Source organism: Sulfurovum iocasae (genome assembly GCF_047716765.1).
Classification (GTDB): Bacteria; Campylobacterota; Campylobacteria; order Campylobacterales; family Sulfurovaceae; genus Sulfurovum.
Genome location: NZ_CP180410.1, coordinates 2,182,744 through 2,194,947, shown reverse-complemented (window position 1 = coordinate 2,194,947; position 12,204 = coordinate 2,182,744). Strand labels below are relative to the sequence as shown.

At 36.9% G+C, this 12,204-nt stretch carries 15 protein-coding genes; 10 read left to right on the top strand and 5 right to left on the bottom strand.

The window, feature by feature from the left end:
• Positions 1-60: 60 nt before the first annotated feature.
• Positions 61-411, bottom strand: a complete 351-nt coding sequence (gene acpS / locus ACLHDG_RS10840) for a holo-ACP synthase (protein ID WP_415406252.1) — start codon at positions 409-411, stop codon at positions 61-63.
• 24 nt (positions 412-435) lie between these two features.
• Positions 436-1,788, bottom strand: a complete 1,353-nt coding sequence (gene radA, locus ACLHDG_RS10835; protein ID WP_415406251.1) for a DNA repair protein RadA — start codon at positions 1,786-1,788, stop codon at positions 436-438.
• A 134-nt stretch (positions 1,789-1,922) separates the two neighbouring features.
• Here radA and ACLHDG_RS10830 point away from each other — a divergent pair, with 134 nt between their 5' ends.
• Positions 1,923-2,612 (top strand): lysophospholipid acyltransferase family protein, encoded by a 690-nt coding sequence (locus ACLHDG_RS10830; protein WP_415406250.1) that lies wholly within the window; start codon positions 1,923-1,925, stop codon positions 2,610-2,612.
• On the opposite strand, the gene ftsY is transcribed toward ACLHDG_RS10830, so the two are convergent.
• Together ftsY and ACLHDG_RS10820 are read right to left on the bottom strand one after the other, a co-directional pair.
• Positions 2,609-3,475 carry a signal recognition particle-docking protein FtsY gene (gene ftsY / locus ACLHDG_RS10825; protein ID WP_415406249.1) on the bottom strand — a complete coding sequence of 289 codons (867 nt, stop codon included), beginning with the start codon at positions 3,473-3,475 and terminating at the stop codon, positions 2,609-2,611. The two genes, ACLHDG_RS10830 and ftsY, sit on opposite strands and share 4 nt — an antisense overlap.
• A 15-nt stretch (positions 3,476-3,490) precedes the next feature.
• The gene (locus ACLHDG_RS10820; RefSeq protein WP_415406248.1) at positions 3,491-4,225 is read right to left on the bottom strand and encodes a TlpA family protein disulfide reductase; all 735 of its coding nucleotides are present in this window, start codon (positions 4,223-4,225) and stop codon (positions 3,491-3,493) included.
• Between the two features lie 56 nt (positions 4,226-4,281).
• Here ACLHDG_RS10820 and ACLHDG_RS10815 point away from each other — a divergent pair, with 56 nt between their 5' ends.
• From ACLHDG_RS10815 to ACLHDG_RS10785, 7 genes are all read left to right on the top strand, one after another.
• A complete protein-coding gene (locus ACLHDG_RS10815; RefSeq protein ID WP_415406247.1) occupies positions 4,282-4,836 on the top strand; it encodes a 5-formyltetrahydrofolate cyclo-ligase in 555 nt (184 codons plus the stop codon).
• Positions 4,837-4,875: 39 nt separating this feature from the next.
• Positions 4,876-6,402: a ribonuclease Y gene (rny, locus tag ACLHDG_RS10810; RefSeq protein ID WP_415406246.1), complete on the top strand. Its 1,527-nt coding sequence runs from the start codon at positions 4,876-4,878 to the stop codon at positions 6,400-6,402.
• Between the two features lie 13 nt (positions 6,403-6,415).
• On the top strand, positions 6,416-6,718 hold the full coding sequence (locus ACLHDG_RS10805) for a hypothetical protein (protein ID WP_415406245.1): 303 nt from the start codon (positions 6,416-6,418) through the stop codon (positions 6,716-6,718).
• Between the two features lie 20 nt (positions 6,719-6,738).
• Complete coding sequence (locus ACLHDG_RS10800; protein ID WP_415406244.1) at positions 6,739-7,275, top strand: peptidylprolyl isomerase; 537 nt, start codon at positions 6,739-6,741, stop codon at positions 7,273-7,275.
• Positions 7,276-7,441: 166 nt separating this feature from the next.
• On the top strand, positions 7,442-8,347 hold the full coding sequence (gene cmoB / locus ACLHDG_RS10795; protein ID WP_415406243.1) for a tRNA 5-methoxyuridine(34)/uridine 5-oxyacetic acid(34) synthase CmoB: 906 nt from the start codon (positions 7,442-7,444) through the stop codon (positions 8,345-8,347).
• A gap of 156 nt (positions 8,348-8,503) precedes the next feature.
• Positions 8,504-9,163: a winged helix-turn-helix domain-containing protein gene (locus ACLHDG_RS10790; protein ID WP_415406242.1), complete on the top strand. Its 660-nt coding sequence runs from the start codon at positions 8,504-8,506 to the stop codon at positions 9,161-9,163.
• Between the two features lie 257 nt (positions 9,164-9,420).
• Entirely contained in the window at positions 9,421-9,807 is a 387-nt protein-coding gene (locus tag ACLHDG_RS10785) for a hotdog domain-containing protein (RefSeq protein WP_415406241.1), read from the top strand.
• Here the strand turns inward: ACLHDG_RS10785 and ACLHDG_RS10780 are convergent.
• A complete protein-coding gene (locus ACLHDG_RS10780) occupies positions 9,804-10,409 on the bottom strand; it encodes an MBL fold metallo-hydrolase (protein ID WP_415406240.1) in 606 nt (201 codons plus the stop codon). The two genes, ACLHDG_RS10785 and ACLHDG_RS10780, sit on opposite strands and share 4 nt — an antisense overlap.
• Before the next feature lie 15 nt (positions 10,410-10,424).
• Here ACLHDG_RS10780 and ACLHDG_RS10775 point away from each other — a divergent pair, with 15 nt between their 5' ends.
• Positions 10,425-11,240: a ferritin-like domain-containing protein gene (locus ACLHDG_RS10775; RefSeq protein WP_415406239.1), complete on the top strand. Its 816-nt coding sequence runs from the start codon at positions 10,425-10,427 to the stop codon at positions 11,238-11,240.
• The gene (locus tag ACLHDG_RS10770) at positions 11,237-12,157 is read left to right on the top strand and encodes a tetraacyldisaccharide 4'-kinase (protein ID WP_415406238.1); all 921 of its coding nucleotides are present in this window, start codon (positions 11,237-11,239) and stop codon (positions 12,155-12,157) included. Before ACLHDG_RS10775 ends, ACLHDG_RS10770 begins: the two co-directional genes overlap by 4 nt.
• Positions 12,158-12,204: the final 47 nt, after the last annotated feature.

Below are 12,204 nucleotides of genomic sequence, written 5' to 3'. Positions count from 1 at the left end.
AAATACAACTTTTTTATGTGAAACAGAGAAAATGACTCTTGAGAAGAAAATAAATGAATATTACTGATTGATCACAACGACAGCGATAGCAAATCCAGCATCATGACTGATGGAGAGTGAAGAGTCTTTGATCTGATGTATTTTTTGTGCCTCTTTACTTAAGATAAAAGAGGGAGCACCTTTTGAGTTTTTTGCTAAAATAATATCATGAAAAGTAAGTTCTGCACCTATGCCACACCCTAATGCTTTGGCAATAGCTTCTTTTGCTGCCCAAAAGCCAGCAATTGATTCTATTTTTTTTGCAAGTGCAATCTCATCACTATTTAAAAATTTCATTTTAAATTTGTCACCAAATTTTTCTAATGATCTTTCGATTCTGTTGATCTGAATAATATCTGTACCAATTTTCATGGGTGTAGTGTAGCGAAAAAAGGTTTACATCCATTCAACCACTTTAGAAACTTCATCTGCCACAAAACATTTGATTTTTGTCTTCTCCATAGGTTTATTGGGGATGACAGCTTTAGAAAAACCTTGTGTTTCTATCTCTTTGAGACGCTGGGTGAGTCCTGAGATCTCTCGTATTTCTCCTGTGAGGCTGACTTCTCCCAGGAAAAGTGTTTCAGAACTAAGCTCTCTGTCTCTATAGCTGCTTAAAATAGCTGCGATGATAGCAAGGTCTGCAGAAGGTTCATTGACTTTGATACCTCCTGATATATTAATAAAAACATCATAGGTACCAAGTGGCAGATCAAGTTTTTTCTCCAGCAGAGCTAAAAGCATACCCAGGCGATTATTATCAAAGCCTGTAGAACTGCGTTTAGCATGTCCATAAGCTTCACTTACTAAGGCTTGTACTTCGATGATAATGGGTCTGCTTCCTTCCATGATAACGGTAAGAGCAGAACCTGATTGCAGTTTTTCTTTGTTGAAAAATTTACCGGCCATACTTTTGGCATCGTTCAGTCCCTCTTTGTTCATCTCAAATATGCCTACTTCGTTGGTAGACCCAAAACGGTTTTTAAATCCTCTGAGCAGTCTTAATTCTGAGTTGGTATCTCCTTCAAAGTAGAGTACGGTATCTACCATGTGTTCAAGTACTCTCGGTCCTGCTATAGAACCATCTTTTGTGATATGCCCTATGATGAAGATAGGAATATGCAGGCTTTTGGCAACACGCATCAACTCAAAAGTGATGGTTCGTACCTGTGTCACGGAACCTGGTGCGGATGGTGTTTCATCAGAGTAGAGTGTTTGAATGGAATCGATAACAATGAACTGGTAATTTTCATTAGATATTTCTGAGAGTACAGTACTTAGATTGATCTCTGGAAGAAGATAAAGGTTGTCATGGTTTGCATCCAGTCTGTTGGCACGTAACTTTATCTGTCCTGCTGACTCTTCTCCTGAAACATAGAGGACTTTTTTATTGGTTTGTGCAAGATTGCCTGCTATCTTTAGAAGCAGTGTTGATTTACCTATGCCTGGACTTCCTCCAATGAGAGTGAGAGAACCGGGGACGACACCACCACCGAGTACCAGATCCAGCTCTGCACTTCCTGAGGGAAAACGTGTAACATTGTCTTCTTCTATCTGTGTAATGGGTTTAGCTTTTGAAAGTGTAGAGCCTGAGGAACTGCTACCTGAAGTCTCTTTTAAAAACTTAATTTGATCGGTGCTGAGTTCTATCATGGTTTCCCACTGGTTACAGGAAGTACATTTTCCCATCCATCGTGGAGACTGGAACCCACATGCCTGACATTCAAATAGTGTTTTTTTCTTTGCCATACTGTAGTCCTTAATTCTTTTGTTGTATTGTAAACTATATTTTGATTTTAGATTAAAAATATGTCAAATTGACATATTTTTTGCTTTCAATTGTTTTAGTTATAATTTTAATTACTTTTTTTCAAGGATAACTATTGAATTTTAACCAGATCAAACAAGCAGTATATGCACTTTACTTAACCAATAGCTTTGGATTTAGATTAAGAAAAATCAAAGACCCGATGGAGAAGAAAAAGTTGAGGCTTGCATATTCTAAAGCACAGCTTGATGTACTCAACATAGAGATTAAGGTTGAAAATGCAGAAAAATTACCTAAAGAGGGACAATATCTATTAGTGAGTAATCATAGAACTATCATAGATCCTCCTATCATAGAAATTGCACTGGAAGATACAAAAATCTTTGGATTGTGGGTTTCAAAAAAAGAGCTTTATAATTCATTCTTTTTCGGGCTCTTTGTTCGTAATGCTGGTTCCGTTCTGCTTGATAGAGAGAAGAGTCAAATGAGTAGTTTTTTTGCAGAGATTAAAAAAGGTGTAAAAGAGGGAAGTTCGATCTTTATTTTTCCTGAGGGTTCACGAAACAAAACGGATGCACCACTTACTCCATTTAAAGAGGGGTCTCGTATCATCGCTTTAAAAAATAGATTGCCAATGTTGCCTGTATATATAAAAGGGAATGCTGCTAAGGTTTTGAAAGATGCTCTTAATGATAGTAGTGAAAAAAGGGAGATCACCATCGTTATAGGTGATCTCATAGATTATAAAGAAAAAACAGATCTAGAAACAGTTTATCGTGAGAGGTTTTTTCTTGATGATCTTTAAATAAAAATTTCATCTAAAATAGTGTTGACATACTCATTTGCTTTGAATCGGATCAAGTCTTTAGGTTGTTCTCCCGTACCTATGTAGAAAATAGGCATTTGGAGTTCATCTGCGATACTAAGTACGGAACCACCTTTGGCTGTACCGTCAAGCTTTGTGATAATGATACCGTCTATCCCAACCATTTCATTGAATACTTTTGCCTGGTTGATGGAAGAGCTTCCTTGTGTACCATCGAGTATTAGCATCTTTCGGTGAGGTGCTCCCTCTTGTGCTTTATCTGCAACACGTATCATTTTTTTAAGTTCTTCACTGAGGTTGGTTTGTGTATGGAGCCTTCCTGCTGTATCGATAATAACATTATCAAGACCTTTTGCTTTGGCTGATTCGATCGTATCATAGACTACAGCAGAGGGATCATGTCCCTGCTGTGTCGCAACGATAGGTACATCTAGTTTTACTGCCCATCTGCTAAGCTGTTCTATGGCTGCTGCACGGAAAGTATCTCCCGCACCAAGAATGACACCATGTCCCATCTCTTTATATCGGTATGCAAGTTTAGAAATGGTGGTTGTTTTTCCTGCACCATTGACCCCGATGATCATCTCAACAAAAGGTTTGACATCACTCTCTTTCCAGTCAGCTTTGTATTGAAATACAGAGATCATGGAGTTAAATGCTTGTATACGGTTGATCTTGTTTGGCAGTGCTTCCAGAAGTCTTTCTACCAGTTCATAGTTGACATCTGCTTCAAGCAGGATATCTTCAAAATCTTCTTTAGAGATCTCTTTCTTTTTCGTAGGGGCAACCTCTTTGATCGCATCATTGGTTTTGCCTAAAACTTTTTTAAATAAATTAAACATTATGGTTATATCCTTTTACTCTTTTATGGCTTGTTGTATATCATGATCTATCATCTCTATCGGAACAGCACCTTCATAATGTGTGTAGTAGTTACCATCTTTATAGATCACAGTAAGTGGGATGGAAAAATTTTCAGGGAGTTGAAGTTCTTTTACTATTTTAGAGGTAAAGATGTCATTTTGCTTACTGTTTGATATGAAATAGTTTGCATGGTTCTTACTCATAAATTGTTTTAAAGTATCGTCACTTTGTTCATCGTTGATAAGGATACCCGCAATAAAAACTTTCTTTTTATACTTTTTTTGGAGGTCCGAAAGATAGGGTATCTCTCCACGGCAAGGGGAGCACCAAGTACTAAAAAAGTTTATAATTACTATAGACTGGTCAACATTGTGAAAAGCCATTTTTTGATTACTTACAGTAAGTGTATGTTTGTTTTGCTGGATATCACTTAAGGTAAAAGTATCTGTTGGTGTTTGTGATGCAGAGGTCTCTTCACTAATAGTCTCTTTTTTTATTTCTAATTGTTCTTGTTGTTCTTGTTGTTCTCTTTTTTCTTTTTGTTGATCTTTATCTTTTTGTTGATCTTTATCTTTTTGTTGATCTTTATCTTCTTGTGTAAATACTTCAGTAGTATTTTCTACAGGAATAAAAGAATCTTCTACTTTTTTATCTTCACACCCCGTGAAAGAGAATAGTGTGAAGCATAATAAAAGAGTAGATAAGAGAAAAGATCTGATTTCTTTCACACGGTTCCTTTGGGTATAATAAGTATAGAGATTATATCTAAAAGGCATTAAAAAGAATGGAAGTTATACAAAGGGATATGAAGAAAAAGCATTTTAGAACACATTGTTTAAAACGTTTGAAAAAAGCAAGTGGTATAGGTTCCTATAAAAAAGACAAAGTGGTATCGCAGCGTTTATATCAACTTATTGTCCAGAGTCATGCACAGAAGATCATGCTTTATTTGCCACTAAAAACAGAGATCAATCTTTATCCTCTCATTAAACAGTTAAGAAAAGAAAAGAGGGAACTCTATGTGCCGATTATGGAAGGTAAAAGTTTTAGGGTGGTAAAATATAGATACCCACTGGAAAAAAACCGTTTTGGGATAAAAGAACCAAAAGATTCAAGACAGTATAGAAATAAAAAATTAGATATAGCTATCGTACCCATAGTGGGAGTGGATATTACGCATAGACGCGTAGGATTTGGAAAAGGGATGTATGATAGATTTTTTGAAAAAGAGATTAAAAATATAAATAAAACAGTATTTGTGGCACGTGAATTGTGTTATAGTAAAGAGATTGTTACAGACGATTATGACGTTAAGGCAGACATAATTATTGTGCCATAAACTTATATTGGTTTCTTTTTCTTAGTAAAAGGAAAAATAATGTTAGGGATAATTGGAATATCCAGCTTAGCTGGAACAGCTGTAGGGGCAGGAGTTTGCTACTTATGGTTGAAAAATAGTACACGAAATAGATTTGCACATATAGAGTTAGAGGTAAAAGCGAAAGCGAAAGCTATAGAAAATGAGGCTGAACTTTTACTGCAGGAAGCCCATGTAAAGATCAAAGCAAAAGAGTTAGAGCAAGAGGGTGAATTTCAAAAACGTATTGCCCAGGTAGAAGAGCGTAATCGTTCTTTGATCCTGGAGACAAAAGAGTTAAGTAAAGAAGAAGAAAAACTTGCACTCTTACAACATAAAGTACTCGACAAAGAGGCGAATTTAGAAAAACTGGAAGTCCAAAGGCAAGAAGAGATAGATCAAGCGATACAAAAAATGCAAAGTGCAGCTTCTCTGACCAAAGAAGAGGCAAAAGCATACATCTTGGAAAAAGTTGAAGAGCAGAGCCGTTCTGAAGTAGCGGGTATTGTACGTAAGTATGAGCAGTTAGCCAAGGAAGAGGGTGAGAAAAAAGCCAACTATATTTTGGCACAGGCAACTACACGTTATGCAGGAGAGTTTGCAGGTGAAAGGCTTATTAATCTTATAAATCTACCTAGTGATGATCATAAAGGGCGTATCATTGGTAAAGAGGGTCGGAACATTAAGGCCCTTGAGATGCTGTTGGGGGTCGATATCATTGTAGATGAAACTCCAGGAGTAATACTGGTAAGCAGTTTTAATCTTTATAGAAGGGCTATTGCTACACGTGTCATAGAGATACTTGTTGAAGATGGACGTATACACCCTGGGCGTATTGAAGAGGTACATGAAAAAGTACAGGCAGAGTTTGAGCAAAAAACATATGAAGAGGGTGAGAATATCCTTATAGACTTAGGGATCTTCCCTATGCATGAAGAGCTCGTACGCTTACTTGGTCGTATGAAATACAGAGCGAGTTATGGACAAAATGCTTTGGCACATACTTTGGAGGTTGCAAGACTGGCAAAAGTGATGGCCGCAGAGATGGGCGGAGATGAGAAGCTTGCCTTGCGTGCAGGACTTCTGCATGATATAGGTAAGGCGCTTACACAAGATATGGGTGGTTCACATGTTGAGATAGGGGCAGAGATATGTCGTAGACACAATGAACACCCAACGGTCATCAATGCTATTTATGCCCATCATGGTCATGAAGAGCCGGATTCTGTAGAGTCTGCGGCTGTTTGTGCAGCAGATAAACTCTCTGCTGCCAGACCAGGAGCCAGACGAGAGGTGCTTGAGAGCTTTACCAAGCGCGTGAAAGAGGTGGAAGAGATCGCTACATCTAAAGACTATGTAGAGCAAGCGTATGCCATTAATGCAGGTAGAGAAATACGTGTTTTTGTCAATGCACAGAAGATGAGTGATAATGAAGCAGTACTTTTAAGTAAAGAGATTGCAAAAGAGATACAAAATAAGGTACAATACCCTGGCGAAATAAAAGTTAATGTCATTAGAGAGACACGATCAATACAATATGCGAAATAAAGGTAGTAGATAGATGAATAGATGTGATGAAATTAAAGCAAATGTAAGAATGGAAGAAAGGTATGCCGGCATGAGTCTTACCTTTGATAAAAATCCTGAACTTAGAACAGAGATCGAAACAGCGATCAAGAAGATCAAAAAACAGACTGGAATGGCACCACAGTGTTTTGATAATTCAAAAGATAAGACAGAAGCATCTCAGGCGATCTATGTTGAATTCAGTGATGATGTTCAGCGTGACAGTGGAGCATTTTTTGAATTGTTGCTTAGAGAATTAAAGATCGATAAATGCGTTCATGACGTCATAGAAAAATAAATAAAAAGAGAGAAAGTTTTATGTATAAAAAATTACTTATCGGGTTATTAATGGTGTGTAGCGTCTCTTTGAATGCAGCAGAAGCAAAGTCACCGATCGTGGTACTTGAAACAAACGTGGGGAAGATCGAACTTAAGATGTATCCTAAAGCGGCACCTTTAGCTGTTGAAAATTTTGTAACGCATGTGAAAAACGGATATTATAATGGGCATATCTTTCACAGAGTTATTAAAGGTTTTATGATCCAAGGTGGAGATCCTACAGGTACGGGTACAGGCGGTACATCGATCTGGAAAAAAGAATTTAAGAATGAATATGCACCTAATCTTACTTTTAATAAACCATTTTTATTGGCGATGGCAAACCACGGTCCCAACACAAACGGTAGTCAATTCTTCATCACAACAGTTCCTACACCACACCTCAATGGTGGATATACTATTTTTGGTGAAGTGATCAAGGGGCAAAAAACAGTCAAGAAGATAGAGAATGTCAGTACAGCACCTGGTGATCGACCTATGTTTAATCAAACGATCAAGAAAGCGTATATTAAATAGGACGCTTTTTGAGCAAAGCCCAAAATTTTCAAAATTTAAAAACGTGCATTTTAGCACCTTTTTAAACTTTTGATTGCTGACGCTGTGTCACACTTGAAGGTATACACTACAATAACTTCAGCAGTTGGCTCATGAGACTAGTCGCATTAAAGGTATTTAGTACAGTATGAATTTAGATACATTACGTCAAGAACGCCAAAAATGGCTTACATGGAAAAATATCAGACCCTATCAGGAAGCTATAAAAGCTTTACCAGAATACTCAAATGTTGAAGTTACGCTTGGTGACAGGGTAGAACTTCAGATAAAAAATCTTTCGGATGAAGAAGCAGAGCAGATAAAGCAAACAGCTTTGCTTATGAAGCCTTGGCGTAAAGGTCCTTTTCAGTTCAATGAACTCTTTATTGACTCAGAGTGGCAAAGCCAGATCAAATACAATTTACTTGAACCTCATTTTGATCTTAAAGACAAGATCGTAGGTGATATAGGTTGTAATAACGGTTATTATCTCTTTCGTATGCTCTCACAGGAACCTAAAAAACTCATAGGTTTTGATCCCTCAGCTATCTATTACTCCCAATTTCAGTTTTTAAACCATTTTATAAAAAGTGACATCGTTTATGAACTTCTGGGTGTGGAGCATGTAGAGTTTTATGAACACAAGTTTGATACACTCTTTTGTCTAGGTGTACTCTACCATAGATCTGACCCTGTTGCGATGCTAAAATCACTCTTTAAGGGACTCAATAAAGGTGGAGAACTCATACTTGATACATTTATGATAGATGGTGAAGAGGAGATGTGTCTTACTCCTAAAGACAGATACTCCAAAATCCCAAATATTTACTTTGTGCCTACGGTCAATGCATTAAAAAATTGGTGCTACAGAGCAGGGTTTGACACAGTTGAAGTACTAGAGACAATGAAAACTGAACTAAACGAACAAAGAAAAACAGAGTGGATAGACACCCAAAGTCTTGAAGACTTCCTTGACCCCAATGACCCTACAAAGACGGTAGAAGGGTACCCTGCGCCTAAAAGAGTCTACATAAAAGCGATAAAATCACTGTAAAAGCAATAAAATACCACAAAAAACTAAAAGTTACTTTTATTTTTAAATAAGGTACATTTCGCTATAAATACGCTAATAAAAGAGAAAAGTGGGAAAAACTTAAGTTTCTGTTTAAGTTTTGTTTACTTTTTGAGTAGATTGGAAGAACATAAAACAATGAGAATATTAACAGTAGGTTTCAATGACGAATACGTTAAGGAACTTGAAAAAGAATTAGATAAATACTTCATTTGCATCGTTGATAATGCAAAAGATCTGTATGATGCAACAAACTTTACAGACTTTAGACACTATGAACTTGTGATCATTGTAGATGAAGGTGTGAAGTTTTCACTTGAACGTTATGTGAATGAAGTGAAAAAGAAGAAGAGTGAAACAAAGATCATGATATTGACAGAGAATTATCGTCAACAGTCAGGTTTCTTCTCTTTAGGTGTAGATGATGTTATTTACAATCACTGTGATGAGCCAGATCTTATCGCAGCAAGAGTGTTGGCAAATATGAGACACCTTTTTGGTACACAGGTAGAAATAGAGAAACTTGTTATAGATATTGCTAATAAAAAAATAGAATATGATGATAAGATCGTTTCACTTAATGGTAAAACATTTGATATCTTGGCTTATCTTGCACTTCGTAAACAGAGAGTTTTTTCAAAAGATGAGATCATTAATGCACTTTGGGAAGAACCGGAGTATGTAAGTGATAATACGGTTGAGGTTGCTATCAATCAGATAAGAAAACGTTTGAAAAGTATTCTTGGATTCCAAGTGATTCATACAGTTCGTAGACGCGGGTATAAATTTTCTTACTAAGTTAGTTTAAATCTCCACGCGTTCCCATGCTTTGCGCGGGAATGCATACTTCAATTTAATCTATTTAATTATATTTCCTCTTATTTTACTTGTGGTTTTGTTCCTCTCTTCATTTTTTTAGAAAAAACGAAGCAAAAAATCGTCATTCCTCTCGAATCGCTTTGCTTTCAATGGCGTTTGGAATGACAGACACGCTTTGCGTGATTGATGAATGTTTTTGATTTTTGCTATAATCTTAAAAAATCATAGGATTATCCATGCAAATAAAAACCCATTTAAATATTAATACTTCCATCTGTGGTAAAGTAACAAAACTTCAAGAAAACTATGCAGAAGTTCTACTCCATACAACACAACAAATGACAGCAGACAGACAAGGTTTAGTACATGGTGGTTTTATCTTTGGTGCCGCTGACTATGCTGCTATGTCGGCAGTGAATGATCCTCTCGTTGTACTTGGTGCATCCTCTTCGAAATTCTTAGCACCTGTGAAAGTAGGAGATGCTGTTTTGTGTAAGGCAATAGTGGTGAGTGAAAAAGGTAAAAAAAGAGAAGTGAAAGTACAAGCTTTTGTGAATGAAAAGCTTGTCTTTGAAGGTAGTTTTACAACGTTTGTACTTGATAAACATGTGTTAGAGGATTAAATAGACCTCTTTACTTGATCTATCCAGAATGGAATGACTCTTTGCTCAGCTTTAAGTGTCGTACTCAATCCATGCCCGGGGTAGAGAGTATAGTTACCCTCTATCTCCATTGCTTTTTCTAAACTTTTTACCATGTCTTCTCCACTTGAAGAGGGGAAGTCCCATCTTCCTATGGATTGTTGGAAGAGGAAGTCTCCGCTGAACCACACGTCACCTATCTCGATGATGGAGTTGCCTGGGGTGTGTCCGGGGAAGTGGCGGTATTTGATCTTGACCCCTTCAAGAGTAAGTTCTTCATCTCCTATGACTTCATAGTCAGGTATGCTTTTAGGGGTACCTTGTCCCAGTGGATCATCTGTGAGCATGAAGATATCATCTTTAGGGCAGTAGAGTGGAAGTTTTAGTTTCTCTTTTATCTCTGCATTGGACCATACATGGTCGAAATGTCCATGGGTATTTAAGATAGCTACCGGATTGGTGACATTGTTTAAAACCCATGTTGTTGCATCTACTCCGGGGTCGATGATGAAATCTTTTCCATCAACTGTAGCGATGTAACAGTTGGTTTGGTAAGGTCCCATAGGTTGTATTTTAATTTCCATCAGTTATAATTCCTTATGAATATTTATCAAGTCTTAGAAACAGCCATTACTAGCGATGATATTGATATCAAAGAGAAATTGACTATTCAGTGTTTGGAGTATTGTAGCCAAAATGAGGTTAGTTGTGCAGATGATTTTAGCCCAATTGTGTTTGAAACCCCTTCATATGCTTCAAAGTGTCACATCGTAAATCCTCGAGAACTACCAGCTAGAAAAGATTTTGATAACACAGAAGGTTTGGCTACGTTAGTTCATGCTATTGCGCACATAGAGTATTCTGCTATAGACTTGGCATTAGATGCAGTCTATCGTTTTCCTGAGATGCCTCTTGAGTATAAAATTGACTGGCTCGTTGTTGCCGAAGATGAGATTCGTCACTATAAAATGTTAGATGAATTATTGGTATTGTTAGGCTACAAGTATGGAGATTTTCCTGTGCATTGTGGATTGTTTGATGCAGCAGAACATACAAGAGAAGCTGTACTTGACCGTATGGCGATAATCCCTCGCTATTATGAAGCATCCGGACTTGATGTCAACCCGCAGATCATTAAGAAGTTAGATAACAAACGAAAAAACCCACTAGTGAAAAAACTCATTGACGCACTGAATGTCATTTATGATGAAGAGATAGAGCATGTTCATAAAGGGGATAAATGGTTTAAATACCTTTGTGAGAAAGAAGGGCTGAATGAAAGTGTCTATTTTGAGATACTTGAACGCTATAAACTCCTCTCGAAACATAGACCCCATATCAATGTAGAGGCAAGGAAAGAGGCAGGATTTACCTGTGATGAGATAAAAAAACTGGGTGCGAAAGAGTGCTCATGAAAGTGTTCTTGAGAGCGTTTTTTGAACAAATGTTTTTTGCGCCTAAATGGTATCATTTTCCTATTATCCTTCTGCTATTACCTTTTTCTATACTTTATGGTGTTTTAATGTCCCTGAGAAGGATGCTTGTTACTAAAAAAGATTTTGGTATTCCCATTGTCTCTGTGGGTAATCTCATCGTAGGCGGCTCCGGTAAAACCCCTTTTGTCATCGCTTTAGCTTCCATGTTTAAAAATGTAACCATCATTTCCCGTGGTTATGGCAGAAAAAGTCAAGGGCTTGTTGAAGTAAGTCGGAATGGTGAAATTTTAGTAGATGTAACACAAAGTGGTGATGAACCTATGTTGATGGCTAGCTCATTGACTCAGGCATCAGTCATTGTCAGTGAAGAGAGGCACGAAGCTATAGTATTAGCCAAAAAACAAGGTGCAAAACTTATCATCCTTGATGATGGGTTTAACCGTGTTGAGATAAAAAAGTTTGAGATACTGCTTGAACCACAAAACATCAAAAACTATCTTCCTTTTCCTTCGGGAGCATTCAGAGAATTTTACTTTAATCGTAAATATGCAGATATCATTGTTAAAGAGGATGATGATTTTAAACGTGTTGTATCGTTTGAAGATCTTAGAGAACGTATGGTACTGGTAACGGCTATCTCAAATCCTGTAAGATTAGACCAATATTTGCCAGAAGGTGTAGTTGAAAAAGTTTATTTGGATGACCATGCCTATTTTGATGAACAAAGACTTAAAACAATTTTAGAAGAACAAAATGCGAGTTCTTTGCTTTGTACCTCGAAAGATAAAGTAAAGATGGAAGGGTTTAAGTTAGCTATCTCTGAAATGAAGCTAAAATTAGAGATTAAAGATGAAGTTTTTATAAAAATAGAAGATTATATTCAAAATTATAAATAAGGGCAACTAGTTACGAGAGTATTCTGCCAAAGAGTACTTTTGGAGTT

Coding starts and splice junctions, on each gene's coding strand:
- acpS (WP_415406252.1), bottom strand. CDS start 411: ATGAAAATTGGTACAGATATTATTCAGATCAACAGAATCGAAAGATCA.
- radA (WP_415406251.1), bottom strand. CDS start 1,788: ATGGCAAAGAAAAAAACACTATTTGAATGTCAGGCATGTGGGTTCCAG.
- ftsY (WP_415406249.1), bottom strand. CDS start 3,475: ATGTTTAATTTATTTAAAAAAGTTTTAGGCAAAACCAATGATGCGATC.
- ACLHDG_RS10815 (WP_415406247.1), top strand. CDS start 4,282: ATGGAAGTTATACAAAGGGATATGAAGAAAAAGCATTTTAGAACACAT.
- rny (WP_415406246.1), top strand. CDS start 4,876: ATGTTAGGGATAATTGGAATATCCAGCTTAGCTGGAACAGCTGTAGGG.
- ACLHDG_RS10805 (WP_415406245.1), top strand. CDS start 6,416: ATGAATAGATGTGATGAAATTAAAGCAAATGTAAGAATGGAAGAAAGG.
- ACLHDG_RS10800 (WP_415406244.1), top strand. CDS start 6,739: ATGTATAAAAAATTACTTATCGGGTTATTAATGGTGTGTAGCGTCTCT.
- cmoB (WP_415406243.1), top strand. CDS start 7,442: ATGAATTTAGATACATTACGTCAAGAACGCCAAAAATGGCTTACATGG.
- ACLHDG_RS10790 (WP_415406242.1), top strand. CDS start 8,504: ATGAGAATATTAACAGTAGGTTTCAATGACGAATACGTTAAGGAACTT.
- ACLHDG_RS10785 (WP_415406241.1), top strand. CDS start 9,421: ATGCAAATAAAAACCCATTTAAATATTAATACTTCCATCTGTGGTAAA.
- ACLHDG_RS10780 (WP_415406240.1), bottom strand. CDS start 10,409: ATGGAAATTAAAATACAACCTATGGGACCTTACCAAACCAACTGTTAC.
- ACLHDG_RS10775 (WP_415406239.1), top strand. CDS start 10,425: ATGAATATTTATCAAGTCTTAGAAACAGCCATTACTAGCGATGATATT.
- ACLHDG_RS10770 (WP_415406238.1), top strand. CDS start 11,237: ATGAAAGTGTTCTTGAGAGCGTTTTTTGAACAAATGTTTTTTGCGCCT.